The sequence below is a fragment of the Dactylosporangium sp. McL0621 genome, assembly GCF_049995355.1.
Classification (GTDB): Bacteria; Actinomycetota; Actinomycetes; order Mycobacteriales; family Micromonosporaceae; genus Dactylosporangium.
In genome coordinates this window covers 8414579-8439196 of record NZ_CP188259.1, presented here as the reverse complement: position 1 = coordinate 8439196, position 24618 = coordinate 8414579, and the positions used below count along the sequence as shown (strand labels likewise).

Below are 24618 nucleotides of genomic sequence, written 5' to 3'. Positions count from 1 at the left end.
TGCTACCGGGGTGGACGCCGACATCGCCGTGGACGACGCGCTGGTGCACAGGCTCGTGCGGGACCAGCACCCGGACCTCGAGGGCCCGCTGGAGCCGGCCGCGATGGGCTGGGACAACGCCATCTACCGGCTCGGAGCCCGGTACGCCGTGCGCGTACCCCGCCGCCGGGTCGCCGCCGCGCTGGTCCTGAACGAGCAGCGCTGGCTGGCCCACCTCGCCCCGGCCCTGCCCCTGCCGATCCCGGCCCCGGTGCGCGCGGGCCGCCCGACGCCGTACTACCCGTGGCCGTGGAGCATCACCCCCTGGCTGCCCGGCACCGTGGTCGCCGAGACCCCGGTAGCGCCGCGCGCTTCCTTCGCCGAACAGTTGGCCGGGTTCCTGACGGCCCTGCACGTGCCCGCCCCGCCGGACGCCCCGGCGAACCCGGTCCGCGGAGTTCCCTTGTCCACCCGCCCTGCGACCCGAATCCCACCGCACCTACGTCCACTGTGGAACGATTTGGCCGCGGTACCGCACTGGCCCGGCCCACCTCTGTGGCTCCACGGCGACCTGCACCCCGCGAACCTGCTCAGCACCGGCGGCACCCTGTCCGCGGTCCTGGACTTCGGCGACATCACCGCCGGCGACCCGGCAACTGACCTGACCGCGGCGTGGATGGTCTTCGACGCCCCCGGCCGGACCCGCTTCCGCGCGGCCCTGCCGAACATGGACGAGGACACCTGGCAGCGGGGCCGGGGGTGGGCCTTGACCATCGCATCGGCGGTGGCGGCCGATGCATCGGGAACGCCGCAAATGCACGAGATGGCGGCCCACACCTTACGCGAGGTGCGCCTCGGATAAGGTCGCGGGAGAGCGCTCTCCCATGATTGCGACCCAGGAGCCTTTGCCCTGTTGACACCGCCTGCGCGAGCGGCAAGACTTGGTGCAACGGAGAGCGCTCTCCAAGGATCGGGTGCCGGCGGAGCGTGCTTCCGGGGCGGTCAGTGCAGCGGGTCAGCGGGCTCGACGGGGGCTGACTGGGTCGCCCGGCGCAAGTGCGTACGAGCTCGGTCGTTCGGGTCGGTCATCCAGGCGGGGGCTGCCCGAGCGTCCGCGGCGCTCCCGAACGGGAACGCCCACGCGCACCGGCCGGGAGACGTTGCCCGGTCGGGTGCCGGGCGATCCGTACAACCGTCGTGGCGGTGACCGGGTTGGGGTCCCCGCCACCGGGAGCGGCACCACGCCGCGCCCGCGCCGACCTTGCGGTTGCGGCGTTCCGGCTCGGGCTCTGGGCGCCCGGGAACGCCGCAGCCGCGGGATCGGACCACGCCTCAGGGTTCCGGCCGCAACCGCCATCCGGGCCGGAGCACCGCCGCCGCGCCTCGACAAGGAGGTCGCCCGAACCATGCGCCGCCGACCGCCGCCACGGCCGCCCGCAAACACCCGGACCCGCACCGGGGTCCCGCTGCTCGCCGGGCTCCTCACGGTGCTCGCCCTGGCCGCCGGATGCGGGGCCGAGCCCAAACCGCCGCCGACGCCGCCACAGGTCGCGGCCGCGGCGCCGTCCGAGTTCGGCGGCACCGACCTGGCCTGGGTCGAGATCATGATCCCCCTGGACGAGCAGCTGCTGCCGGTCCTGGACCTGGTGCGCACCAAGGCCGCCGACCAGCAGCTGGTCGCCTTGGCGGGGGAGCTGCACGGGGTGTACGACCAGGAGCTCCCACGCCTACGCACGCTCTCCGACCAGGCGGGCCTGCCCAAGGACAACCCGCACAAGGGTCACAAGATGCCGGGCCTCGTCGACGCCGACCGTCTCGCCACGCTGCGGGCCGGGACCGGGCCCGAGTTCGAGCGGCAGGCCGTCGCCACCCTCCGCGAGCACCTCGACCAGCTCAAGAACCTCGCCACCTCGGAGCTCGCCAACGGCATCAGCCCGACGGTCAAGACGATCGCCCAGTCGGTGGCCCAGACCCGGGGCGACGCCAGCGCCCGCCTACCGAAATAGCCGCATAACCGAAAAGGCGGATATGCCGGGCCGACGCCCGGCACATCCGGCCCCCGAAGCGTCACGGCCGCAGCAGAGGGCGGCTCACCACGGCCACCAGCGCGGCGATCGCCGCGGCGAACCCGAGCAGAGCAACGGGCGCGCTCACGAGCTGCGTCAGCACGCCCAGGCCCAGCACCGGCACGGCCAGGCCCAGGTACCCGCCGAGGAACAGGCCCGCGAGCGCCTCCCCGCGGATCGCCGGCGGCGCCAGGTCGACCACCGTCGAGATCGTCCCCTTGAGCAGCGCGCCCGCGCCCGCGCCGGACAGGACGCCGCCGATCAGGAAGGCCGGCAGGGACTCGGCCCAGACCGCGGCCGTCACCGTGGCCAGGCCCAGGACGATCAGGGTCAGCCCGGTCGCGAGCTGGCCGCGGATCGAGCGCCGGCGCAGCAGGAGCTGGGCCACGGCGCCGGAGCCGAAGACCAGGGACGCGACGGCCCCGGCCAGGGCACGGGACGGGTGGTGCAGGGTGCCGGCCACGAACGCGGGGGCCAGCGACGTGAACAGGCCCAGGACCGACAGCGAGGCGAACGCCCCGGTCGCGGCGGCGAAGTAGCGGGGCCGGGCGGCGGCGGGAACGCCGGCGCGCTGCGGACGGTACCGCCGCGACGACACCGTGACCGTCTCCGGCACCAGGAAGACGGCCAGCGCGGCGACGAGCAGCAGACCGAGGAAGACCAGGTAGGGAGTGCGCAGCGGGGCCGCGACGTACTGCGCGAGCAGCCCGGACACGATCGGGCCGAACGCGAAGCCGCCGAGGTTGGCCACCGTGGCCACGAGGTCGCCGCGGGCGCGGCCGGCGTCGGGGCGGGCCTTGGCGTGCAGCTCCGAAAGGTGCGCGGTCGCGGTCGCGGTGATCATGCCGATGCCGAGACCGGACAGTACCCGGGCGACGATCACCACACCGAACGACGTCGAGGCGAGGAACAGCACCGCGGCGGCCACCTCGAGGAGCACGGCCGGCAGCAGTACCCGCCGGCGGCCCAGCCAGTCCGAGACGTGCCCGGCGAGGAAGAGGCTGACGATGACCCCGAACGCGTAGGCGGCGAACGCGACCGTCACGGCGATCGTCGAGTACCCGTCGTGCCGCTGGTACAGCGCCCACAGCGGCGTCGGGACGACGGTGAACGCCAGCGAGACGGCGAACGCGAACGCGATCGCCCAGAAGCCGTGCTCGTGGCTGAGGCGGCGGCGATCGGCCGGCGCGGGCGCCGGGCGGGTCAGGACGGTGCTCATGGATGGCAGCATCGCTCGCCGGGAGCAGCACCGCCAACGAATCTTCGTGCTCACGACCATCACGAAATGCGATGATGCTCTCCGTGGAGCTGCGGCATCTGGTGTACTTCGTGACAGTCGCCGAGGAGCGCAACTTCACGCGCGCGGCCCAGCGCCTGCGCGTCGTGCAGTCCGGGGTCTCCGCCGCCGTGCGCTCGCTGGAGCGGGAGCTCGGCGCCCGGCTGTTCGAGCGCAGCTCGCAGCGGGTGGTCCTCACCGACGCGGGCGCCGCGCTGCTGCCCGAGGCCCGGGCCGTCATCGACGCCGCCCAGGCCGCCCGCGACGCCGTCGCCGAGGTCCGCGGCGGCCTGCGCGGCACCCTGCGCATCGGCACCCTGATCTCCGTCGGCTTCGTCGACCTGCCGGGCCTGCTGGGCCGGTACCGCACCGAGCACCCCGCCGTCGACCTGCGCCTGCGCGCCGCCCCGACCGGCTCCGCGGGCCTCGCGGCCAGCCTCCTCGACGGCGAGCTCGACGTCGCGTTCCTGTCGCTGCCGGGCCGCGCCCCGGCCGGCCTGTCCGTGCGTACCCTGGCCGCCGAGCCGATCGTGGCGGTACTGCCGGCGGCTCATCCGCTCGCCGCCCGCGCCCGCCTGACCCTCGCCGATCTCGCGGACGAGCCGTTCGTCGACTCGCCGCCCGGGTACGGCAACCGCACCGAGGTCGACCGCGGGTTCGCCGCCGCCGGGCTGCGCCGCCGCGTGGCGCTGGAGGTCGCGGACATCGCCACCGTGCGGCAGTACGTCCGCGAGGGCCTCGGCGTCGCCCTCGTCCCGCGCTTCTCCGCGCCGGAGGAGCCGGGCCTGCGCGTGTGCCCGATCGACACCGACCTGCGCTGGACGTTCGCGGTCGCCACGGCCTCGGTCCGCCACCCGAGCGCCGCGGTCCGCGCCCTGCTCGACCTGGTGGACGCGTACCGCACCGCGTGACCGTCCACAGTGGATCTGATACCGGCGAGTCGGAAAAGCGACCTCCGTGATCGTTCGGCTACTTTGGGTGATCTACTGGTAAGTGGCCCCGGGTGCGAGCTCCCAGCGGATCTCCAGGGTCGGCTCAGGGCCGGTCGTCGGGGACGGGCCGGGGTGCGTCCCCGATGTGGGCCGGTGCACCGTCTTCGTACGGTGTTGAGCAGGATGAACGTTCCAGGGAGGTGCGAAATGCCCGACGTGTTGGTGGCCGCGCGAGCCGAGGCGCTGTTCGTCTCCTGCGTGCAGTCCTCGGAGTCGCCGGCGCCCGTCGAGGTGCGCAAGGCGATCGCCGAGTCCTTCGCGCGGTTCGGCAGCCGGGGCTGCGCCACGTGCGTAGCCGGAGAGTTCGGCGACCACCCGGAGATGGCCGTGGCGCGCATGCGCTGGGCGATCGCGACGGTGACCGCCGTGTACGAGCGCCGCCGCCCCCGCAGCCTGCGCTCGCTCACCACCTGCATCTCTTGAGATGCATCGCTGGGCGCCCAGCGCCTGCCCCCGGCCATCGCTCTCGTCCTCGGTGACGTGCTCACCCGGCCGGAGAGCTCGATCGGTCGAGATCACGAAATAACCGGCGTCAGGGTATAAATCCGAGCATGTCGTGGCGCGGAGCGCCCGACATGTCGGGATCTCAGTCCGCGAGCTCGAGCAGCATCGGCAGGACCAGCGCCAGATAGAGCAGCGCCGCGCTAACCGCGGGCACGGGTGAAGCCCGCCAGCGCCGCCACCACCGCCGTCCGCGCCGTGTCCAAGGTCAAGCCGCGAGCGCGCAGTGTCGCGCCCGCGATGCCCGAGGGCTCCGCCAGCAGGCCCAGCAGGATGTGCTCGGCGCCGATGTAGTTGTGGCCCAGGGCCGTCGCCTCCGAGTGGGCCAGTTCCAGCGCGGCCGCGGCCGGGCCCGTGTTCTCCGTCGTTGTCGGGGACGCGGTCAGGGTGGCCGGGTCGACGCCCAGGACCGGCAGCAGGCGCACCGCCAGGTTCGTGCCCTCCTCCAGCAGGCCGTGCAGGAGGTCCGCGGTGGTCACGGTCGTCGTCGCGTGCTCGTACGCCAGGCGCAGCGCGGTCTTCGCCCGCTCGGTGTAGTGCGGCAGGTCCGCCCCCGGGAGGGCGCGCAGGGTCTCGGCGCGGCGGAGGGCCTGTTCCAGGGCGCGTTCGCACAGGGCGGAGACCGGCAGGCCGATGCGGTCCAGCGCCGTCGCCAGATGGTCGGGAAGCGTCACCTCAATTTCCATGCCCCCTATATAACCCCTCTGGGGTTAGTGATGCAAGGAATAGCGCCACGGCACCCAAATGTTTTTAGACTGACTAGTCAGTGCAAACAGGGGAGGTTGCTGTGGCCGAGGTACTCGTGGCCGAGGGGCTCGGGGCGCGCACGCGGCGCGGGTGGGTGTTCCGCGATGTCGACGTGACCGTGGACGCGGGGGAGTTCGTCACCCTGGCCGGGGCCGGCGGCAGTGGGCGCACCTCGCTGCTGCTCGCGCTCGCCGGGTACTTCCGCACGACCGAGGGCACCGTGCGCCGGCTCGCCAAGCCCGCGCTCGGGTTCGTCGCCGGCGTCAACGAGCCCGAGCCCGGGCTCACCGTCGCCGAGCACGTCGAGGAGCGGCTCGTGCTGCTCGGGCGGGCGTCGTGGAACCTGCGGAAACGGCGGCGGCAGGCGCTGGAAATCCTGCAGGGGGTACCGCTGCAGCCGCAGACGCTCGGGCGCGACCTCGACCGCCAGGGGGCGCACCTGCTGTGCCTGGCGCTCGCCCGGGTCGGCGAGCCCGGGATCATCCTCGTCGACGACGTCGACAGTGGACTGTCCGAAGTGGAGCGAGAAGTGGTGGAGCTGGCGTTGCGGGAGTCCGGACCGGCCGTCGTGGTCACGGAGCGTGCGGCATGAACCTGTTCGAGCTGCGCCGGTTCCTGCGCGCCCCGATCACCATCGCGGCGCTGGTCGTGCTGGCCCTCATCCCGCTGCTGTACGGCGCGCTGTACCTCTGGGCGTTCTGGGACCCGTACGGCAACATGCGCCACATCCCGGTCGCCATCGTCGACGCCGACCGGCCCGCTCGGGCCGCCGACGGCAGCACGCTCAACGCCGGCCGGGACCTCGCCGCCGAGCTGCAGCACCGCGACGTGTTCGGCTGGCAGCCCGCGACCGCCGAGCAGGCCCGCAAGGGGCTCGAGGACGGCCGGTACCAGCTCGTCTTCACCATCCCCGCGGACTTCTCGGCCTCGCTCGTCACGCCGCCCGACCCGCAGCGCAATCCCACCCGGGGACAGCTCACCGTGGTCAACGACGACGCCACCAACTACCTGTCCGGGCAGCTGTCCCGCAGCGTGTTCACCGAGGTACGGGCGAGCGCGTCGAGCACGGCGGCGCGCGGGTACTTCGACAGGATGCTCATCGGCTTCACCGACCTCAAGAGCCAGACCCAGCAGGCCGCGGCCGGCGCCTCCCAGCTCGCCAGCGGGGCGGCCGACGCGAAGGGCGGGGCCGGGCAGCTCAGCACCGGCATCGACCGGGCCCACGGCGGCGCCGGGCAGCTCGACGACGGGCTGGCCCAGGCGACGGCCGGGTCGAAGCAGCTCTACGACGGCCTCGTCGCCCTCGACGCCGGGGCGGCCCAGCTCGCCGACGGCACCGCCCAGGCCGCGGCCGGCGGGCGCCTGCTCGCCGGGAAGGTCGACGCCGCGGCGGACCGGGCCGGGCCGGTGCTGCGCGACAACGCCGAGCTCATCGCGAACGCGGCCACCGCGATCGCCGACGGGGCCGACCTGATTCTGCAGCACCTCGACGCGCTGCCCGGCCTCGCGAAGACCGCCGCGCAGCAGACGGCGGCCACGAAGGCCGACCTGGAGCGGCTGGGGCAGCGGTACCCGCAGGTGCGCGACAGCAGCGAGTACCAGACCGCGCTGCAGGCCGCCGACGCCGCCGCGAAGGCCGCCCAGCAGCTGCAGACCCGGCTCGACACCGGCGACCTCGACCAGCTGCGCACGCAGATGAACGCGGTCGCCCAGACGGCCCGCGAGGTCGCCCGGGCCGCCCCGCACCTCGCCGACGACGTCGCCGCCGCCCGCGCCCAGGTCGACCGGCTCGCCGACGGCCTCGACGCGCTCGCGACCGGCGCCGGCCGGCTGCACGACGGCACCGGCCAGGCGGTCATCGGGGCGAAGGACCTCAGCGGCGGCCTGTACCGGCTCGCCACCGGCGCCCGCCAGCTCGACGACGGCCTCGGCACCCTCTCCGACGGCGGCCACCGGCTCGCGGCCGGCCTGGCCGACCTCGGCGACGGCGCCGGCCGCCTGGCCGACGGGCTCGCCGACGGTGCCGGGAAGATCCCGGGGTACGACCCGGACACCCGCGCCGCACGGGCCGGCGTGCTCGGCGACCCGGTCGCGCTCGACCGCGAGACCGAGCACCCGGCGGGCACCTACGGGGCCGGGTTCGCGCCGTACTTCCTCGGCCTGGCCCTGTGGGTCGGCGCGATGATCAGCTACATGGTGCTGCGCCCGCTGACCCGCCGGCACCTTGTCTCCGGCGCCCGGCCGTGGCGGGCGGCGCTGGCCGGCTGGCTGCCCGCGCTGCTCATCGGCGTGGTGCAGGCGACCGCGCTGTTCCTCGTGGTCCGCTTCGCGCTCGGCCTGCACCCGGCGCACCCGCTGGGCATGTACGCCTTCCTGGCCCTCACCGCCGTCGCGTTCACCGCGCTCATCCAGTGGTTCGGCGCCCGGCTCGGCCCGGCCGGGCGGCTCGTGGCCCTCGCCGTGCTGATGCTGCAGCTGACCTCGTCCGGCGGCACGTACCCGATCGAGACCACGCCCGGCTTCCTGCAGGCGGTCCACCCGTTCCTGCCGATGACGTACGTGGTGTCGGGGCTGCGGCACCTGGTCAACGGCGGCCCGGGCGGTACCGTGGTCACCGGCGCGCTCGTCCTGGCCGGGTTCGCCGCCGCCGCGTTCGCCCTCACCACGCTGGCCGCGTGGCGCGGGCGCCGGCTCACCCCGGCGAAGCTGCACCCCGACCTGGTCATGTAGGGAGTCCCGAGCCGTGCCCGACGGTCGCACCCGCCGCCGCGACGACACCAAGCAGCGCCTGTACGACGCCGCGATGGAGCTGATCGCCGAGCACGGCTTCTCCGCCACGACGGTCGACGACATCGCGGTCGCGGCCGGGGTCGCCAAGGGGACCGTGTACTACAACTTCCCGTCCAAGAACGCGCTCTTCGAGGCCCTGCTGCGCCACGGCGTCGGGCTGCTCACCGCCGACTTCCGCGCCGCCGTGGCGGCCGCGGCGACCCCGCCGGAGCAGGCCGTCGGGCTGATCCGGGCGGAGCTGGCGTACATCCAGCGGCACCGCTCGTTCGCGCAGCTGCTGCTGTCGGAGATGTGGCGCACCAACCGCGAGTGGCACCAGACCCTGCGCCTGCTGCGCGACGAGGCCGTGGGCGTCATCGCCGGCGTGCTGGGCCAGGGCGTCGAGGAGGGGTACTTCGACGCCGGCCTGGACGTGCGCATGGCCGCGGCCGCGCTGTTCGGCGTGTGCCTGGTCGTCGCGGTCGACTGGCTGGTGTTCGAGCCCGACCGCAGCCTGGAGTCGGTGCAGGAGTCCCTGGTGGCCGTGATCCGGGCGCGGGTCGGGATCTAGGAGGCCGCGCGGGCCGCCCGCTCGATCTTGTCGTGGAAGGCCTGGAACTCCTCGGGCGTGGCGAAGGCGAGGCTGTTCGCGTCGGGCCGCCAGCCGATCGCGCCGTCGATGATCTCGCGGATGATGTCGGCGTGCCCGCAGTGCCGGTCCGTCTCGGCGATCATGTGGATCAGGACCCGGTGCAGCGTCACGTCCGCGTTCGCCGGATCCCACCACGGCACCCGCCCGGGCGCGTCGAGGTCGAGCGCGGCGATGGTGGCGTCGGAGTGGGCCTGGATCCGGCGGTACAGCCCGGTGAGGTAGTCCCGGGACTCGTCGGCGGCCGCGTACATGTCGGCGTTGTGCTCGGCGCCCTCGTCCATCCACGGCAGCGGCTCCGGGAACGGGCGGCCGAAGGTGGCGCCGAGGTACCCGGCCTCGACCGAAGCCACGTGCTTGACGAGCCCCAGCAGGCTGGTGCCCGTGGGGACGAGCGGACGGCGGATGTCGTACTCGCCCAGGCCCTCGAGTTTCCACAGCAGGCTGTCGCGGCCGCGTTGCAGGTACATCTGCAGGTCGGACTTGCTCAAATCCGGAACCTTCCCACGAGGTCGTCCATCACCTTGTCGAGGCGCTCGTCGACGATCTGGCGGGCCGGGTCCCCGTCGAACCAGGCGGCGATCTCGCGCGCGCCCTGGTGGAACGGGATCGTGGCGACGTAGCCGGGCACGAGCGCGCGGACCTTGGCGTTGTCGAAGACCATCGAGTGGGCCTTGTCGCCGAGCAGGCCGGCGCCCCACTCCGGGTCGGCCGCGGCGATCGCGTCCGAGGGCACATGCACGATCCGGGCGGTGGTGCCGAGCGCGGTGGCGAGCTGCTCGGCGATCTGGTTCCAGGTCAGGTAGTCGTCGCTGGTGATCTGGAAGGTGTCGCCGACCGCGCGCGGGTGGCCCAGCAGCGGCACGAACGCGCGCGCGAAGTCCTCGTGGTGGGTCAGGGTCCACAGCGAGGTGCCGTCGCCGTGCACCACGATCTCCTTGCCGGCGCGCATCCGGGCCGGCACCGTCCAGCCGCCGTCGAACGGCACGAGCGTGCGGTCGTACGTGTGCGAGGGGCGCACGATCGTCGCGGGGAAGCCCTTGTCGCGGTACACCTGCACGAGCAGGTCCTCGCAGGCGATCTTGTCGCGGCTGTACTGCCAGAAGGGGTTGCGCAGCGGCGAGGACTCCACGACCGGCAGGCGCGCCGGCGGGGTCTGGTAGGCCGAGGCGGAGCTGATGAACACGTACTGCCCGGTGCGGCCCCGGAACAGCTCGATGTCGGCGCGGACGTCCTCGGGCGTGAAGGCCACCCAGTCCACGACGGAGTCGAAGGAGTGTCCCGCGATCGCCTCGCGGACGGCCGCCGGATCGTGGATGTCGGCCCGCAGCAGGGTGGCCTGCTCGGGCAGGGGCCGCTGCCTGGACTCGCCGCGGTTGAGGACGTACAGGTCGATGCCGCGCTGCACGGCCAGGGCCGAGCACGCCGAGCTGATGATCCCGCTGCCACCGATGAAAAGAACCTTCACGGCCGCAACCCTAGCTCTCCACCCAGCCGTGGCTGCGCGCCAAGGCGGCGAGGTGCTGGCGGGCCTGGGCGATCTGCGCGCCGGTCAGCGTCGGCACGTGCTGGATGAGCAGCTCCGTGACCTCGGCGTTGAACTCGCGGCTGGACAGCACGTCGCACAGCCCGTCGTCGTCGCCGGACGCCGCCGCGTCGGTCAGCGGGGTGAACGGCGCGGCCGCGGAGGCCGTGGTGCGGGCGTGCTCGCGGCGCGGCGGCGGGGCGTCGAGGATGCGCACCGTGGAGACCTTCAGGCCCCGCTCGCCCTCCTCGACCTCGTACTCCACCCGCATCCCGGGGTGCACCAGATGCCGCTGGTCGCCGAAGTCGTTGGCGTGCACGAACACGTCCTCGCCACCCGCGTTCGGCGCGATGAACCCGTAACCCCGGACCTCATCGAACCGCAGAATTCTGCCCGTCTCCACCGCCACCACCACCACACAACGAGAGTCTGAGCTACAGCATAGGGCCGGTCAGCCGCTTCTTCTGCACCTTGCCCATCGCGTTGCGCGGGAGCGCCTCGAGGAAGTGCACGGCCCGGGGGCGCTTGTGCACGTTGAGGTGGGCGGCCACGAAGTCGACGAGGTCCCGCTCGGTGACCGGGGCCGCGGCCACCACGAACGCGGTGACGGTCTCGCCGAGGTCGTCGTCGGGCAGCCCCACGACCGCCGCCTCGCGCACCGCCGGGTGGGCCAGCAGGGCGTCCTCGACCTCGCCGGCGCCGATGCGGTACCCGCCGCACTTGATCAGGTCGGTGGAGGCCCGCCCGACGATGCGGTGCCAGCCGTCGGGCGCGATGCGCGCGAGGTCGCCGGTGCGGAACCAGCCGTCCGGGGTGCGGGCGGAGCCGGGGGGCTGCCCGCGGTACCGCCGCAGCAGCATCGGCCCGTCGACCCACAGCTCGCCGATGGTCTCGCCGTCGCGGGGGGCATCGGTGCCGTCCTCGGCGACGAGCCGGGTGCGCACGCCGGTCACCGGGACGCCGACGTGGCCGGGCCGGCGCTCGCCGCCGGCGCGGCTGGAGATCGTGATGAGCGTTTCGGTCATGCCGTAGCGCTCAACCGGGCGGTGGCCGGTGAGCGCGAAGAGGCGCTCGAACACCGGGGCGGGCAGCGGGGCGCTGCCGGAGACGAGCAGCCGGGCCGGGCGCAGGGCCCGGGCCGCGGCGGGCTCCTGGCAGACGCGGGACCAGACCGTGGGCACGCCGAAGTACAGGGTGCCGCGGGCGGCGGCGTACGCGGCCGGGTGCGGGCGGCCGGTGTGCGTCAGCGGCGAGCCGTGCCGCAGGGCGCCGAGCACGCCGAGGATGAGGCCGTGCACGTGGAACAGCGGCAGGCCGTGCACGAGCCGGTCCTCGGGGGTCCAGGCCCAGGCCTCGGCGAGGGCGTCCAGCCCGGCCTCGACGGCGCCGTGGGTGAGCTCGACGCCCTTGGGGCTGCCGGTGGTGCCGCTGGTGTACATGACGAGCGCGACGTCCCCGGGGTCCGGCGCGGCGTACCCGGCGGCCGACTCCCGGGACACGTCGACGGGCACGGCGCCGGGGTAGCGGTCCGGGCGGTTGCCGAGCGTGACGGCCGCACCCGAGTCGCGCAGGATGTGCTCCCGCTCGGCCGGCCCGGCGTCGGCGGGCACCGGCACCACGGCCGCGCCGGCCATGAGCGCGCCGGTGACGGCGACGACGGTCTCCAGCGTCGCGGTGGCGTCGACGGCGACGGTGGCGGCCCCCCGCACGTCGCCGGCGACCGCGGCGGCGGCATTGTGTAACCGTTCGGCGGACAGACCGCGACCGTTCACACTGACGGCGGGCCGATGGTCGGTACCGTGGGCGTGCAGACCCGTGAGCAGGCGCATGGGCCTCATCGTCACACGAGCGTAGAGTGTGGAAACGGCCGGATCACGATCCGATCGCTCGTCTTGACACCCCTCTTTGTGAGCGTTAACACTGTGGCGGCAACGCCCCAGCAACACTTTCGAAACCGCGTCGGTGGCAGCGTTTACACCCTTACGCCCCGCTTGCCGACCGCTGCACGCTGCCCTGAGGGGGAGAAGTGAAGTTTGCCCGCATCGCCGCTTCGGCGATTGGCCTGGCCGTCGCCTTCAGCGTCGCCGCCTGTGGTTCGTCTGAGAAGACCGCCGACAAGGATGCCACCGCTCCCGGCAACAATGCCGGCGCGCTGGTCGGCGTCACCATGCCGACCAAGTCGTCGGAGCGCTGGATCGCCGACGGCAACAACGTCAAGGCCGCGCTGGAGAAGCTCGGCTACAAGGTCGACCTGCAGTACGCCGAGAACGACATCCCGACGCAGGTCAACCAGATCGAGAACCAGATCACCAAGGGCGCGAAGCTGCTGATCATCGCCTCGATCGACGGCACCGCCATCACCACCCAGCTGCAGGAGGCGGCGGACAAGAAGATTCCGGTCATCGCCTACGACCGGCTGATCCGCAACTCGCCGAACGTCGACTACTACGCCACCTTCGACAACTTCAAGGTCGGCGTGCAGCAGGCGACCTCGCTGCTGGTGGGTCTCGGCCTGAAGAAGGAGGACGGCTCCGAAGGCACTGCCAAGGGCCCGTTCAACATCGAGCTGTTCGCCGGGTCGCCCGACGACAACAACGCGACGTTCTTCTTCAACGGCGCGATGGAGACCCTCAAGCCGTACATCGACAAGGGCACGCTCGTGGTCAAGAGCGGCCAGACCGACTTCAAGACGGTCGCGATCCTGCGCTGGGACCCGGCGACGGCCCAGAAGCGCATGGAAGACCTGATCACGAAGACGTACAACGGCGGCACCAAGGTGCAGGGCGTCCTCTCGCCGTACGACGGTCTGTCGATCGGCATCCTGTCGGCGCTCAAGAGCGCCGGCTACGGCAGCGGCGGCCAGGCGTACCCGATCGTCACCGGTCAGGACGCCGAGGTCGCGTCGGTCAAGTCGATCATCGCGGGCGAGCAGTACGCGACGATCTACAAGGACACCCGCAAGCTGGCCGACGTCACGGTCAAGATGGGTGACGCCGTGCTCAAGGGCGGCAAGCCCGACGTGAACAACACCAAGGACTACGACAACGGCAAGAAGGTCGTGCCCTCGTACCTGCTCGAGCCGGTCGTGGTGTACAAGTCCAACTACAAGTCCGTGCTCATCGACGGCGGCTACTACACCGAGGACAAGCTCAAGTAGCACCGCTCCGCCGGGGGCCCGGGCGACTTCGACCGCCCGGGCCCGCGGTGGGCCCTGAGGGAGATCAGCATGACCGAGGCGCTCCTGCAGATGCGGGGCATCACCAAGACGTTCCCGGGCGTGAAGGCCCTGGACGACGTCAACCTGACCGTGCGCCGGGGCGAGATCCACGCCATCTGCGGCGAGAACGGCGCCGGCAAGTCGACCCTGATGAAGGTCCTGTCCGGCGTGTACGGGCACGGCACCTACGAGGGCGACATCCTGTTCGAGGGCGAGCCCTGCCACTTCGGCGGCATCCGGGACTCCGAGCGGCGCGGGATCGTCATCGTCCACCAGGAGCTGGCGCTCATCCCGTACCTGTCGATCGCGGAGAACATCTTCCTGGGCAACGAGCGTTCCGCCCGTGGCCTGATCGACTGGAACCGCACCAACGACGACGCGGCGAAGCTGCTGGCCCGGGTCGGCCTGCACGAGAACCCGGTCACCGCGGCCATGGACATCGGCGTCGGCAAGCAGCAGCTGGTCGAGATCGCCAAGGCGCTGTCCAAGGACGTGCGCCTGCTGATCCTGGACGAGCCGACCGCGGCGCTCAACGACGAGGACTCCGCGCACCTGCTCGGCCTGCTGCGCGAGCTGCGCGACCAGGGCGTCACGTGCGTGATCATCTCGCACAAGCTCAACGAGATCGAGGCGATCGCCGACTCCACGACGATCCTGCGCGACGGGCGGACCATCGAGACGCTCGACATGCACGCGCCGGGCGGGGTGAGCGAGGACCGCATCATCTCCGGCATGGTCGGCCGCGACCTGGAGCACCGGTTCCCGCCGCACACCCCCCGCATCGGCGAGGAGATGCTGCGGATCGAGAACTGGACCGTGCACTCGCCGACGCAGCACGGCCGCACGGTCGTCGACAACGCCACGCTGACGCTGCACGCCGGCGAGATCGTCGGGCTGGCCGGGCTGATGGGGGCCGGGCGCACGGAGCTCGCGATGAGCGTGTTCGGGCACAGCTACGGCGTCGACATCAGCGGCCAGGTGTACAAGCACGGCAAGCCGATCCAGCTGCGCTCGGTGCAGGAGGCGATCGGGCACGGCATCGCCTACGCGACCGAGGACCGCAAGCGCTACGGGCTCAACCTCATCGAGGACGTCCAGCGCAACGTCTCCGGCGCCGCCCTGAACAAGCTGGCCAAGGGCGGATGGGTCGACGACAACCGGGAGTTCGAGGTCGCCGAGCGGTACCGTGGCAGCCTCAACATCAAGTCCAAGAGCGTCGGCACCATCGCCGGCACGCTGTCGGGCGGCAACCAGCAGAAGGTCGTGCTGGCCAAGTGGATCTTCACGGACCCCGACGTGCTGATCCTGGACGAGCCGACCCGCGGCATCGACGTCGGCGCGAAGTACGAGATTTACACGATCATCAATCAGCTCGCCGAGCAGGGCAAGGCGATCCTCGTCATCTCCTCCGAGCTGCCCGAGCTGCTCGGCATCTGCGACCGGATCTACGCCCTCTCCGCCGGCCGCATCACCGGCTCGGTCGAGCGCCCCGAGTTCTCCCCGGAGCGCCTGATGCGCCTCATGACCAGGATCAAGGAGTAACCCGTCCATGACCACAGTGGTCGAACCCGCGGTCGAGCCGACCGTCACGCCGCCGACGCGGTTCTCGGTGAACCTGCGCCAGAGCGGCATCTACATCGCCTTCGCCGCGATCTTGGTGTTCTTCACGATCCTGACCGACGGCTCGCTGCTCGAGCCGCAGAACATCTCGAACATGGTCATTCAGAACTCGTACATTCTGATCCTGGCCATCGGGATGATCCTCATCATCATCGCCGGGCACATCGACCTGTCCGCGGGCTCGGTCGTCGCCGTCACCGGCGCGCTCTCCGCGGTGCTGATGGTGAAGGCGGACCTGCCCTGGCCGCTGGCCATCGTTCTCACGCTGCTGGCCGGCGCCGCGATCGGGGCGTGGCAGGGCTTCTGGATCGCGTACTTCGGGATCCCGGCCTTCATCGTCACGCTCGCCGGCATGCTCATCTTCCGCGCCCTCACCATGACGACGCTGGGCAACCAGGGCATCGGCCCCTTCGCCGAGGACGTGCGCACGCTGTCCAACGGCTTCATCCCGGGCTTCCTCAACAACGTGGGCCTCGGCCCGCTGGGCGGGGCCGACCTGTTCACCCTGCTCGTCGGGGTCGCCACGGTCGCCGGCATCATCGCGGTGCAGTGGCGTGCCCGCCGCGGCCGCATCGGCTACGGCCAGGCCGTCGACTCGCTGCCGGTCTTCTGGGCCAAGCTCATCGGCGCCTCGCTCGTGCTCATGTTCGTCATCGTGCAGCTGGCCCGGTTCAAGAACCTGCCGTGGGTGCTCGTCCTGCTGGCGGTGCTCGTGCTGACGTACACCCTCATCTCCCAGCGCACCGTCTTCGGCCGGCACATCTACGCCGTCGGCGGCAACCTGCAGGCCGCGAGCCTCTCCGGCGTCAAGGTCAAGTCGGTCACGTTCTGGATCTTCGTCAACATGGGAGTGCTGTCGGCGATCGCCGGCATCATCTTCGCCGGCCGGCTCAACCTGGCCGGCCCGACCGCCGGCAACGCGTTCGAGCTCGACGCGATCGCGGCCGCCTTCATCGGCGGCGCGGCGGTGCAGGGCGGCGTCGGCAAGGTCGTCGGCGCGATCACCGGCGGCCTCATCATGGCGGTCATCAGCAACGGCATGTCGCTCAACGGCGAGCCCCCGGAGCGCGTGATGCTCGTCAAGGGCATCGTCCTGCTCGCCGCGGTCGCGTTCGACGTGTGGGCCAAGCGCCGTGCGGGCCGCGCCCGCTGAACTTTCTCCGGTATCTGGTGGGAATGCAGGGGGTGGGCCGCCTTCGGGGCGTCGGCGGTCCACCCTTTGCGCTGTTCAGTGCTTGCTCTCAGTGCGTCGCGATGAAGTTCCACAGCGGCTCGATGAGCGCGTCCGGGCTCTCCAGCTGCGGCAGGTGCCCCGTCCGCTCCAGCAGCACGAACCGGGCGCCCGGGATCGCCTCGGCGTAGGCCCGCCCGTACTCCGGCCCGGCGATCCCGTCGCTGTCGCCCCAGATCACCAGGGCCGGGACCTTCACCCCGCCGAGCCGCTCCCGCAGCGTCGGGTCCGCCATGCTCGGCGCGTACAGCTCGAGCGTCCGGCGGTTGCCGGCCATGACCGCCCGGGCCGCTTCGGGCAGTGCGCCCGGGTCGATCGTGCGGCCGGTCGGGTCGTAGTAGCTGGCCTGCGCGATCTGCGGGAACGTGAGCGAGAAGAAGTCGGCGACCGGGTGCCCCGGCACCTCGATCCCGACCCCGTCGACGATGGTCAGCCCGGCGATGCGCTCGCCGCCGGCCAGCGCGAGCTCGGCCGCGATCCAGCCGCCGATGGAGTTGCCGACCACGGCGACGTCGCGCAGGTCCAGGTCGTCGAGGAACGCCCGGTAGACGCCGGCGAGCTTGCGCACGCTGTCCACGTCGCCGGGCCGCTCGGTGCCGTCGAACCCGGGGTGCGTCGGGGTGATGACCCGCACCGGGTGCTCGGCGGCGAGCTTGTCGGCGAAGGCGGTGACGGAGGCCGGGCCGGCCCCGCCGTGCAGCAGCAGGACGGTGCGGCCGGTACCGCGCTCGGTGTAGGTGACATTCATCGTGTTTCTCCGATCTCAGGGGTTCGGGGTCTCAGGCGGCGCGGGGGGCGCGCCGCAGGTGGATCAGGGCGGCGGCGACCAGCGCCGTCAGGGCCAGCGCCGCCGTCAGTACCGCGGCGAAGGCGTGCACCGCGCCCGCGAGGCCGGTCGTGGAGCGGGCCGCGAGGACGCCGCCCAGGACCGCGGGGCCGAGGGCCGCGCCGATCTGGCGCACGGCGTTGCTGGCCGCGCCGGCCAGGCCCGCGAACTGGGCCGGCACCGACTGCACCGCGACCGCGGAGCTCGTCGCCATGACCAGGCCCGCGCCGAGGCCGAGCACCGCCAGGCGCCACGTCAGCTCCGCCCCGCTCGCGCCGCCCACGGTCAGCAGCGACGCCGCGCCCGCGGCGGCGACGACGAGGCCGGCGAGCAGGACCGTGCGGCCGTCGAGGCGGCGCTGCAGCCACCCCGCGGCCACGCTGCCCAGCGCGTTGCCGCCGAACAGCCCGCCCAGCCGCAGCGCGATCCCGAGCTGGCCCACGTGGGCGTGGCTCAGGGTCAGGCTCAGGAAGAACAGCCCGCCGCCGATCGCGAACAGCACCACCGTCGCGGCCAGGGCCGCCGCGGCGAACCCGCGCGAGGCGAACAACGACAGGGGCAGCAGGGGCGACTCGGCGCGGCGCTCGATCGCGGCCAGGGCGGCGAACGCGAGCACGGCCACCGCGGCGGCGGCGAGGGTGGCGGGGGAGGCCCAGCCGGCGGTACCGCCTCCGATGACCGCGAAGACCAGCGCGGCGACGCCGATCGCGGCCGCGCCGTGCCTGGTGCCGTCCAGCCCGCGGCGCTCGGGCGCGGAGGTGGCGGGCCCAGTGCCGTCCGGCCTGTGGCGCTCGGGCGCGACCGTGGTCAGCCCGGGCGCGTCCAGCCCGGCCGTGTTCAGCCGCCCGGCCGTGTCGAGCCCGGCCGTCTTCAGCCGCCCGGCCACGTCCAGCCCGGCCACGTCCAGCCCGGCCGTGGTCAGCCTGGCCGTGTTCAGCCGCCCGGCCGCGTCCAACCCGGCCGCGTCCAACCCGGCCGCGTCCAACCCGGCCGTGTTCAGCCGCCCGGCCGCGTCCAGCCCGGACGCGTCCGGGCCGTAGCGCTCAGGGGCGGCTGCGGCGTGCGCGGCGGTGTCCAGGCCGGCCGCGTCCGGCCTGCGGCGCTCGGGGGCCCGCGACTCGGCGACGCCGAATCCGGCGGCCGCGGCCGCGACGGCGAGGAGCGCGATCGGCGGGTACAGCCACCACCAGCCCGCCACGGCGGTCACCGCCCCGGTCAGGAACGGGCCGCCGCCCAGTCCGCCCACGGTCGCCGCCGCCCACAGCGAGATCCAGCGGGCGCGTCGGCGCGGGTCGGGCGCCTGGGCGGCGATGAGCGCGAGGCTCGCCGACATGACCGCGCCCGCCCCGACGCCCGCGACGGCCTGCGCGACCCAGAGCGTCACGACGGCGGCCGCCCCGTCCAGCTGCCCCGCGACGGTCCCGGCGGCGGCGCCGAGCACCGTGCCGGCCAGCCCGAGCAGCGTGACGAGCCGGTGCCCGACGCGGTCGGCGAGCACGCCGGCGGGCAGGACCACCGCGGCGAGCGCCACCGCGAACGCGTCGGAGACCCACTGCAGCTGGAGGGTGCCGGCCCCGGTGGCCGCGGCGATGGCCCCGAGCGCGCCGTTGACCGCGGAGAACGGCAGATAGGAGACGAGCATCGCGCCGGCCGCGAACGTCAGGCTCTTCATATCAGGAACCTTATATCAGCATGTTGATACAAGCAACCTGAGATAGGCTGGCGGCATGACGAGGGCGATTTCGGAGATCGGGCTGTCGGTCAAGCGCCTGCAGATGCGCCACCACCGCGCGGCCAACGCCGCGCTGGCCCCGCTGGGCGTGAGCCTCGTCCAGTGGGACGCGCTGCGGCACCTGCACCGCACACCGGACGCGTCGCTGCACGACCTGGCCCAGCTGACCTTCCAGACCGACCAGTCCTTCGGCACCCTGGCGACGCGGATGATCGACCGCGGCCTGATCGAGCGGGTCCCAGGCCCGGGCCGCGCGGTGCGCCACCGGCTGACCGCGAAGGGCGACACGATCCGGGAGCAGGGGCAGCGACTGGTGGAGGAGGTCCTGGTGCGCTCGTTCGCGCCGCTGAACGCCGAGGAGTTGGCGACGTTCGACGCGTTGCTGGTCCGCCTGCTGGCGTGACCGCCTGACACTCGGTATCCCGTCGCGCCCCGCTGATCATCGATCTGGAGGCGCTGGCGACGCCGGCGGTATCACAGGCGCCGGCACATGCCCGCGGGACGACACCGTCATGGCGACGCTGACGGGGGCGCTCTCGGCCGCGACGGACGAGGTGTTCCGCAGCCGCCGGAGGCTCACCGCCGGCACCGCGACCACGCTGGGGCTCACCGCGCTCGCCCCCGCCGCCGAGGCGCGCCGTGCGGGCCGGCGCCCCGACCGGCTGCTCGTGCTCGCGTGCGAGGTGACGCTGCTCGAACAGCGGATCGCGGGCGGCGCGTCATCGGAGACCATCGTCGTCGCCCACGCGTGATCCGGGTCGGCGGCGGAGCAGTCTCAGGCCGCGCCGGCGATCACCGTGTGCATGAACGCGGCGGCGGCCGTCCGGCGCGCTCGGCGGGACCGGAACAGCGGGGCGGCGCGGCCGGCGCGGACCTGGAACGGCGGGGCGGCGCGGCCGGCGCGGACCTGGAACGGCGGGGCGGCGCCGTCGGCGCGGACCTGGAACGGCGGGGCGGCGCCGTCGGCGCGGACCTGGAACGGCGGGGCGGCGCCGTCGGCGCGGACCTGGAACAGCGGGGTAGCGCCGTCGGCGCGGACCCGGAGCGGCGGGCCGTCGCCCGCGCGGAGCCGGAGTGCCTCCCGGAGCACCGGCGCGTGCTCCGGGAACGCCTCCAGCGCCCACCCGCCCGCGGCCGACTTCGACGCGATCCCACCCGTCGACAGCGTGTAGTGCATGCGGGCCAGGCCCAGCACGCCCCACGCCACGCCCCAGTCGCTCAGCAGCGCGAGGCCGTGGCGGCGCAGCCACGGCCGCCAGTACGACGCGATGTTCGCCCGCGTCCAGGCGCGCAGCCCGTCGCCGTCGGTGTGGATGTCGAGCGCGGACGCAGCCGGGCCGCGCACCGCGACGCCGTGGTGCGCCAGGGTGTGCCAGGTGACCGGGTCGCGGCCGACGGCGGTGGCGGGGGAGAAGCGGTGCGCGTGCACGCCCGGGCCCGGCGGCGCGGCCGAGGGCGGGGCGGCCAGGTCGGCGGCCGCGAGGTAGACGCCGTCGAGGAGCGGTCGGGATTTGCGCAGCGCGTGGTGTACCGCCGCCAAGGCCGCCACCTCGTCGGCCGTCGGGGCCGCCGGGAGCACGGCCACGAAGTCGATGTCGCTCGCGCCCTCGCGGTAGTCGTCCAGGGCGGCCGAGCCGACCAGGTACAGGCGCTGGACGAAGCCGGGCAGCGCGTCGAGCATCAGCGCACGGTCCGCCGGGCGGCCCGGGGGGCCGGGGGGTCGGCGGCGAACGGGTCCAGCTCGATGGCGATGCGCGCGCCCCGCAGCGGGGAGCGCTCGATCAGCAGCCGGCCGCCCGCCGCGTCGGCGACGCGGCGCACGATGTCCAGGCCCAGGCCCGTGGAGCCGGCGCCGCTCGCGCCGCGGCGCAGGGCGCGGTCCGGGTCGGCGATGCCGGGGCCGGCGTCGTCGACGTAGAGGCCGCGGGCCGACACGTGCACCTCGAACCCGGTCCCCTCGCCGGTGTGCTGGAACACGTTGCCCAGCAGGCAGTCCACGGCCGAGACGAGGTCGGAGTAGGAGGCCGGCACGTACACGGGCTCCTGGCCGCCGGTCACCCGCCACGGGCGGTTCTGGTCCTCGGCCAGCACCGACCAGAACGCGAGCCGGTCCGCGACCACCTCGACGAGGTCGGTGGTCTCCGGCTGCCGGTCCGCGGCCGAGCGGCGCGCCTGCGTGATGATCTGCTCGATCTCGTCGTCGAGGGCGTCGAAGGCCTGGCGCATCCGTTCGCCGATCGGGCCCGGCGGCATCGCGTCGGCGTCCAGGCGCAGCGCCGTCAGCGGGGTGCGCAGCCGGTGCGAGAGGTCCGCGGCGAGCTCGCGCTCGGCGTCGGCGAACGCGACCATCTGCTCGGCCATGCGGTTGAAGCTGCGGGCCGCGTCGCGCAGCTCCGGCGGGCCGTCGGGCTCGACCCGCGCGTGCAGGTCGCCGTCGCCGAAGGCGCGGGCGCCCTCGGCGAGCTTGCGCGTGGACCGCACGATCTGGGTGCCGAGCCGGTCGGCGACGAGGGTGGAGCCGGCGACGAGGATGACCGCGAGCCCGGCCAGCGCCAGCCAGGCCGCGCCGACGCCCTGGGTCAGCTCGTCGTCGGAGACGTACACCTCCACGACCGCCGTCCGGTCGCCGTCGAGCACGACCGTCTGCAGATACGCGACCCCGCCGGGCGCGTCGGCGGTCATCGAGCGGCGCTGGCGCACGGCCCGGTCGACGTCGGCCGTCAGCGCATGGCTCGTGCCGACGGTCGGCTGCCCCACCAGGTGTACCGCCAGCCGCCCCGACTGCCCCGCCGGCACCGTGGCCACCGCGCGCACCAGCGAGCCCGACTGGTCGCCGGGGGCCGAGGCGAGCGCGGCGACCATCGCGTCGGCCTGGTAGCGGGCCTCGGCGAGGGCGCGGTCGTGGGCGATCTGCTTGGTCACGTACGCCAGCGGCACGAGGAACGCCAGCGCGATCATCGAGGTGATCGCGAACGACAGGCGCATCAACGCCGATCTCATGCCGGCGGCTGCGCCGGGTCGACGAGCATCACCCCGACCCCTCGGAAGGTGCGCAGGTACCGCGGCTGCGTCGCGCTCTCGCCGAGCTTGCGCCGCAGCCACGACACGTGCACGTCGATGGTCTGGTCCTCGCCCGAGCTGTCCGGCCGCTGCCACACCTCGGTCAGCAGCTCGCGGCGGCTCACCACCCGGCCGGAGCGCTGCACGAGGTACGCCAGCAGGTCGAACTCCTTCTTCGTCAGCTGCAGCGGCCGCCCGTCGAGCGTCGCCGAGCGCTGCTGCGGGTTGACGTACAGGCCGCCCACCGTGACCCCGGCCGGCGGCTGGGCGGGCCCGGGCGTGCCCTGGCCGCGGCGCAGCACCGCGTTGATCCGCGCCGACATCTGGGCGCTGGAGAACGGCTTGGTCACGTAGTCGTCCGCGCCCGCGTCGAGCAGCCGGATGATGTCGCGCTCGGAGCGGCGGGCGGTCGCCACGATCACGGGGGCGTTCGAGATCCCGCGCAGCATCCGCAGCACGTCGAGCCCGTCCATGTCGGGCAGGCCGAGGTCCAGGATGACGAGGTCCGGCGGGTCGGTGGCGATGACGCGCAGTGCCGAGCCGGCGTTGCCGACGGGGCGCACGACGTGCCCGGCGTCGGTCAGGGCCCGGGACAGGGCGCCCGAGACGGCGACATCGTCCTCGACCAGCAGGATGAGCGGCATGCGCGCACCCTATCGCCACTTCGCCGGGACGACCGGGCGGGTCGGCGTGCAACAATGCGGCGATGCAGGTGGAGAAAGGCGCGGTGCCGGTGCTGCTGTGGTGCCTGGCCACCACGGCGAGTATCGGCGTGGCGTCGCTGGCGCTGCGGCCGGTGCTGCGCACGGCCGTGCCCCAGGACTCGATCCCGGTCGCGGCCGACGACGGGCGCGGCGACCGGCCGGTGGCGATGCAGACGCTGCCGCCGCCGGCCGGCCCCACCAGCCCTGAGTCGGTGGTCATCGAGGACCCGAGCTCCGCCTTCACGCCGCTGCCGACCACCCCGGGCGCGACCCGCACCACGCAGGCCCCGCCCACGCAGAAGTCCACCGCGCCGCCCCGCGTCGTCGACGGCTGGACGGTGACGACCGGCTCCGACGGCGTCGACGTGTACCTCAAGTCGTTCCGCTCCGACGGCGGCGACGCGGTCGTACGCATCCGGGCCGAGGTCGTCTCGCTCGTCACCGCCACGCCCCGGGACGGCTACTCGGTGTCGCAGGCGCAGACCGAGCCGAGCCGGATGGTGGTGCAGTTCGTGCCGGGCGACGGTGGCGCGGCGTACCTGGTCGACTGCATGTGGTGGCAGGGCGGCCCCCACGGCGAGGTAACCCGGATCGGCAACTGAGGCAGCTGCGGCAACTGGGCTACGACGCCATGTGCCGGTGGAAGCGGCGCACGGTGGCCGCGTCGCCGAGCGCGCCGGCGATGCCGAGCAGGACCGGCCCGGGCCGCCCGACGAGGGCGCCGAGGGACGCCGCGACCACGACGCCGCCGGCGAACGCGGCGGCGAGCGCCCACGGGAAACTGTTGTCCAGCACGGCGAAGCCGAGCGCGTAGGAGCCCAGCCCCCACAGCCCCGTGAAGGCGAGCACGGCCGGGACGCGCAGGAGGCGCTTCACGGGCTCAGTCTCGCGCACCGGCGCCTTATATCCGCGTTAAAAGCGTTATTCGCGGAGGCTGAAAATCATCGGGACAACTTAATGCGCACCTAATAGAAAACGGCCCGGCCCCGGATTTACCGTCGACCGGTGACCCAGGATGGCGGCGAACCCATCAACGGTGCGAGCGTGGCGGTGTCGACCGAGCCCACGCCCGAGGACGACGCCGTCGACGCGGCGCAGCCGGCCGCGCCCGAGGAGGAGGTTGCCGGGCGCAACCTCTGGCGCCGCGTCCTCGCCATCGCCGTCGTGCTCGTCGCCGCGCTCGCCGTCGTGGTGCTCTGGGCCCGCCCCGCGCACGAGCCCGCCGCGCCCGCGCTGCGCCCGCCCGGCCAGCAGCCGGCCGTGTCCGGCGCGCTGAACCCGACCGACTTCGCCTTCCTGCAGCTCATGATCTCGCTGGACACGAGCGCGCTGCCGCTCTTCGACCTGCTCAAGGACGACCCGCAGCTCGCGGGGGTCGTGGGCCCGGCCGCCACCGGGCACCGCGACGAGCTCGCCGCGCTGCGCTCCGCCCTGAGCTCGGGCGGGGGCATCGAGGACGCGTCCGTGCACGCCGGGCACGACCTGCCGGGCATGGTCCTCGAGGACGACCTCGCCGCGGTCCGCGCCGCGCCCGCGGACCAGCGCAAGGCCACGGCGGTCCGGGTGCTGCGCGAGCACCTCGAGGGCACCACGCGGCTGGCGACCTCCGAAGGTACCGCCGGCTCCGACCCGGCCGCGAAGGCCGCCGCGCGACTGGTCCTGGACGCGCACACCAAGCTCCTGCAGGCCCTGCCCACGGTGTAAGTTTCGGTCGGCTGTACCGC

Annotated in this window: 26 protein-coding genes; 14 read left to right on the top strand and 12 right to left on the bottom strand. The window is 73.5% G+C overall.

From position 1 onward, the window contains the following. Positions 1–10: 10 nt before the first annotated feature. Together ACPPVO_RS39920 and ACPPVO_RS39915 are read left to right on the top strand one after the other, a co-directional pair. Positions 11–841 carry an aminoglycoside phosphotransferase family protein gene (locus ACPPVO_RS39920; RefSeq protein ID WP_426503764.1) on the top strand — a complete coding sequence of 277 codons (831 nt, stop codon included), beginning with the start codon at positions 11–13 and terminating at the stop codon, positions 839–841. A 544-nt stretch (positions 842–1385) separates the two neighbouring features. Continuing rightward, the gene (locus ACPPVO_RS39915) at positions 1386–1985 is read left to right on the top strand and encodes a DUF305 domain-containing protein (protein WP_426503763.1); all 600 of its coding nucleotides are present in this window, start codon (positions 1386–1388) and stop codon (positions 1983–1985) included. Positions 1986–2046: 61 nt separating this feature from the next. Here the strand turns inward: ACPPVO_RS39915 and ACPPVO_RS39910 are convergent, their stop codons facing one another. Next, positions 2047–3264, bottom strand: a complete 1218-nt coding sequence (locus ACPPVO_RS39910; RefSeq protein ID WP_426503761.1) for an MFS transporter — start codon at positions 3262–3264, stop codon at positions 2047–2049. An 83-nt stretch (positions 3265–3347) separates the two neighbouring features. Here ACPPVO_RS39910 and ACPPVO_RS39905 point away from each other — a divergent pair, with 83 nt between their 5' ends. Both ACPPVO_RS39905 and ACPPVO_RS39900 read left to right on the top strand, forming a co-directional pair. Beyond that, positions 3348–4232, top strand: a complete 885-nt coding sequence (locus tag ACPPVO_RS39905; RefSeq protein WP_426503760.1) for a LysR family transcriptional regulator — start codon at positions 3348–3350, stop codon at positions 4230–4232. Positions 4233–4460: 228 nt separating this feature from the next. Continuing rightward, positions 4461–4736, top strand: a complete 276-nt coding sequence (locus ACPPVO_RS39900) for a hypothetical protein (protein WP_426503759.1) — start codon at positions 4461–4463, stop codon at positions 4734–4736. A 221-nt stretch (positions 4737–4957) separates the two neighbouring features. Here the strand turns inward: ACPPVO_RS39900 and ACPPVO_RS39895 are convergent, their stop codons facing one another. Continuing rightward, positions 4958–5500: a Clp protease N-terminal domain-containing protein gene (locus tag ACPPVO_RS39895; RefSeq protein ID WP_426503758.1), complete on the bottom strand. Its 543-nt coding sequence runs from the start codon at positions 5498–5500 to the stop codon at positions 4958–4960. 101 nt (positions 5501–5601) lie between these two features. Here ACPPVO_RS39895 and ACPPVO_RS39890 point away from each other — a divergent pair, with 101 nt between their 5' ends. The 3 genes from ACPPVO_RS39890 to ACPPVO_RS39880 are packed head-to-tail and all read left to right on the top strand — an operon-like array spanning position 5602 to position 8901. Next, positions 5602–6153 carry an ATP-binding cassette domain-containing protein gene (locus ACPPVO_RS39890; protein WP_426503757.1) on the top strand — a complete coding sequence of 184 codons (552 nt, stop codon included), beginning with the start codon at positions 5602–5604 and terminating at the stop codon, positions 6151–6153. Beyond that, on the top strand, positions 6150–8291 hold the full coding sequence (locus tag ACPPVO_RS39885) for a YhgE/Pip family protein (RefSeq protein ID WP_426503756.1): 2142 nt from the start codon (positions 6150–6152) through the stop codon (positions 8289–8291). Before ACPPVO_RS39890 ends, ACPPVO_RS39885 begins: the two co-directional genes overlap by 4 nt. A gap of 13 nt (positions 8292–8304) precedes the next feature. Continuing rightward, positions 8305–8901 carry a TetR/AcrR family transcriptional regulator gene (locus tag ACPPVO_RS39880; protein WP_426503755.1) on the top strand — a complete coding sequence of 199 codons (597 nt, stop codon included), beginning with the start codon at positions 8305–8307 and terminating at the stop codon, positions 8899–8901. On the opposite strand, the gene ACPPVO_RS39875 is transcribed toward ACPPVO_RS39880, so the two are convergent. Genes ACPPVO_RS39875 through ACPPVO_RS39860 form a run of 4 tightly spaced genes read right to left on the bottom strand, consistent with a single transcriptional unit; the run spans position 8898 to position 12333 of the window. After that, positions 8898–9470 (bottom strand): DinB family protein, encoded by a 573-nt coding sequence (locus ACPPVO_RS39875; RefSeq protein WP_426503754.1) that lies wholly within the window; start codon positions 9468–9470, stop codon positions 8898–8900. The two genes, ACPPVO_RS39880 and ACPPVO_RS39875, sit on opposite strands and share 4 nt — an antisense overlap. Then, positions 9467–10447 carry an SDR family oxidoreductase gene (locus tag ACPPVO_RS39870; protein WP_426503753.1) on the bottom strand — a complete coding sequence of 327 codons (981 nt, stop codon included), beginning with the start codon at positions 10445–10447 and terminating at the stop codon, positions 9467–9469. The genes ACPPVO_RS39875 and ACPPVO_RS39870 overlap by 4 nt, the downstream gene beginning before the upstream one ends. Positions 10448–10457: 10 nt before the next feature. Next, positions 10458–10907 (bottom strand): cold-shock protein, encoded by a 450-nt coding sequence (locus ACPPVO_RS39865; RefSeq protein ID WP_426503752.1) that lies wholly within the window; start codon positions 10905–10907, stop codon positions 10458–10460. 31 nt (positions 10908–10938) lie between these two features. Further along, positions 10939–12333, bottom strand: coding sequence for an acyl-CoA synthetase (locus ACPPVO_RS39860; protein ID WP_426503751.1), 1395 nt, complete (start codon positions 12331–12333; stop codon positions 10939–10941). Between the two features lie 197 nt (positions 12334–12530). Here ACPPVO_RS39860 and chvE point away from each other — a divergent pair, with 197 nt between their 5' ends. From chvE to mmsB, 3 genes are all read left to right on the top strand, one after another. After that, positions 12531–13661, top strand: a complete 1131-nt coding sequence (chvE, locus tag ACPPVO_RS39855) for a multiple monosaccharide ABC transporter substrate-binding protein (RefSeq protein WP_426503750.1) — start codon at positions 12531–12533, stop codon at positions 13659–13661. A 69-nt stretch (positions 13662–13730) separates the two neighbouring features. Further along, the gene (mmsA, locus tag ACPPVO_RS39850) at positions 13731–15263 is read left to right on the top strand and encodes a multiple monosaccharide ABC transporter ATP-binding protein (protein ID WP_426503749.1); all 1533 of its coding nucleotides are present in this window, start codon (positions 13731–13733) and stop codon (positions 15261–15263) included. Between the two features lie 7 nt (positions 15264–15270). Then, on the top strand, positions 15271–16494 hold the full coding sequence (gene mmsB, locus ACPPVO_RS39845) for a multiple monosaccharide ABC transporter permease (RefSeq protein ID WP_360373514.1): 1224 nt from the start codon (positions 15271–15273) through the stop codon (positions 16492–16494). 88 nt (positions 16495–16582) lie between these two features. On the opposite strand, the gene ACPPVO_RS39840 is transcribed toward mmsB, so the two are convergent. Both ACPPVO_RS39840 and ACPPVO_RS39835 read right to left on the bottom strand, forming a co-directional pair. Further along, entirely contained in the window at positions 16583–17320 is a 738-nt protein-coding gene (locus tag ACPPVO_RS39840) for an alpha/beta fold hydrolase (protein ID WP_426503748.1), read from the bottom strand. Between the two features lie 31 nt (positions 17321–17351). After that, a complete protein-coding gene (locus ACPPVO_RS39835) occupies positions 17352–19070 on the bottom strand; it encodes an MFS transporter (protein ID WP_426503747.1) in 1719 nt (572 codons plus the stop codon). Between the two features lie 55 nt (positions 19071–19125). Here ACPPVO_RS39835 and ACPPVO_RS39830 point away from each other — a divergent pair, with 55 nt between their 5' ends. Together ACPPVO_RS39830 and ACPPVO_RS39825 are read left to right on the top strand one after the other, a co-directional pair. Beyond that, complete coding sequence (locus ACPPVO_RS39830; protein ID WP_360373505.1) at positions 19126–19533, top strand: MarR family winged helix-turn-helix transcriptional regulator; 408 nt, start codon at positions 19126–19128, stop codon at positions 19531–19533. Positions 19534–19642: 109 nt separating this feature from the next. Beyond that, positions 19643–19882 (top strand): hypothetical protein, encoded by a 240-nt coding sequence (locus ACPPVO_RS39825; RefSeq protein ID WP_426503746.1) that lies wholly within the window; start codon positions 19643–19645, stop codon positions 19880–19882. A 23-nt stretch (positions 19883–19905) separates the two neighbouring features. Here ACPPVO_RS39825 and ACPPVO_RS39820 read toward each other — a convergent pair whose 3' ends face one another. Genes ACPPVO_RS39820 through ACPPVO_RS39810 form a run of 3 tightly spaced genes read right to left on the bottom strand, consistent with a single transcriptional unit; the run spans position 19906 to position 22834 of the window. Then, complete coding sequence (locus ACPPVO_RS39820; protein ID WP_426503745.1) at positions 19906–20811, bottom strand: aminoglycoside adenylyltransferase domain-containing protein; 906 nt, start codon at positions 20809–20811, stop codon at positions 19906–19908. Then, positions 20811–22130: a HAMP domain-containing protein gene (locus ACPPVO_RS39815; protein WP_426503744.1), complete on the bottom strand. Its 1320-nt coding sequence runs from the start codon at positions 22128–22130 to the stop codon at positions 20811–20813. Before ACPPVO_RS39815 ends, ACPPVO_RS39820 begins: the two co-directional genes overlap by 1 nt. Next, positions 22127–22834 (bottom strand): response regulator transcription factor, encoded by a 708-nt coding sequence (locus ACPPVO_RS39810; RefSeq protein WP_426503743.1) that lies wholly within the window; start codon positions 22832–22834, stop codon positions 22127–22129. Before ACPPVO_RS39810 ends, ACPPVO_RS39815 begins: the two co-directional genes overlap by 4 nt. A 62-nt stretch (positions 22835–22896) precedes the next feature. Between ACPPVO_RS39810 and ACPPVO_RS39805 the strand changes: the two genes are divergently transcribed. Further along, the gene (locus tag ACPPVO_RS39805) at positions 22897–23496 is read left to right on the top strand and encodes a hypothetical protein (RefSeq protein WP_426503742.1); all 600 of its coding nucleotides are present in this window, start codon (positions 22897–22899) and stop codon (positions 23494–23496) included. A gap of 19 nt (positions 23497–23515) precedes the next feature. On the opposite strand, the gene ACPPVO_RS39800 is transcribed toward ACPPVO_RS39805, so the two are convergent. Beyond that, positions 23516–23788 (bottom strand): hypothetical protein, encoded by a 273-nt coding sequence (locus ACPPVO_RS39800; RefSeq protein ID WP_426503741.1) that lies wholly within the window; start codon positions 23786–23788, stop codon positions 23516–23518. Positions 23789–23899: 111 nt separating this feature from the next. Here ACPPVO_RS39800 and ACPPVO_RS39795 point away from each other — a divergent pair, with 111 nt between their 5' ends. Then, the gene (locus ACPPVO_RS39795) at positions 23900–24598 is read left to right on the top strand and encodes a hypothetical protein (protein WP_426503740.1); all 699 of its coding nucleotides are present in this window, start codon (positions 23900–23902) and stop codon (positions 24596–24598) included. Positions 24599–24618: the final 20 nt, after the last annotated feature.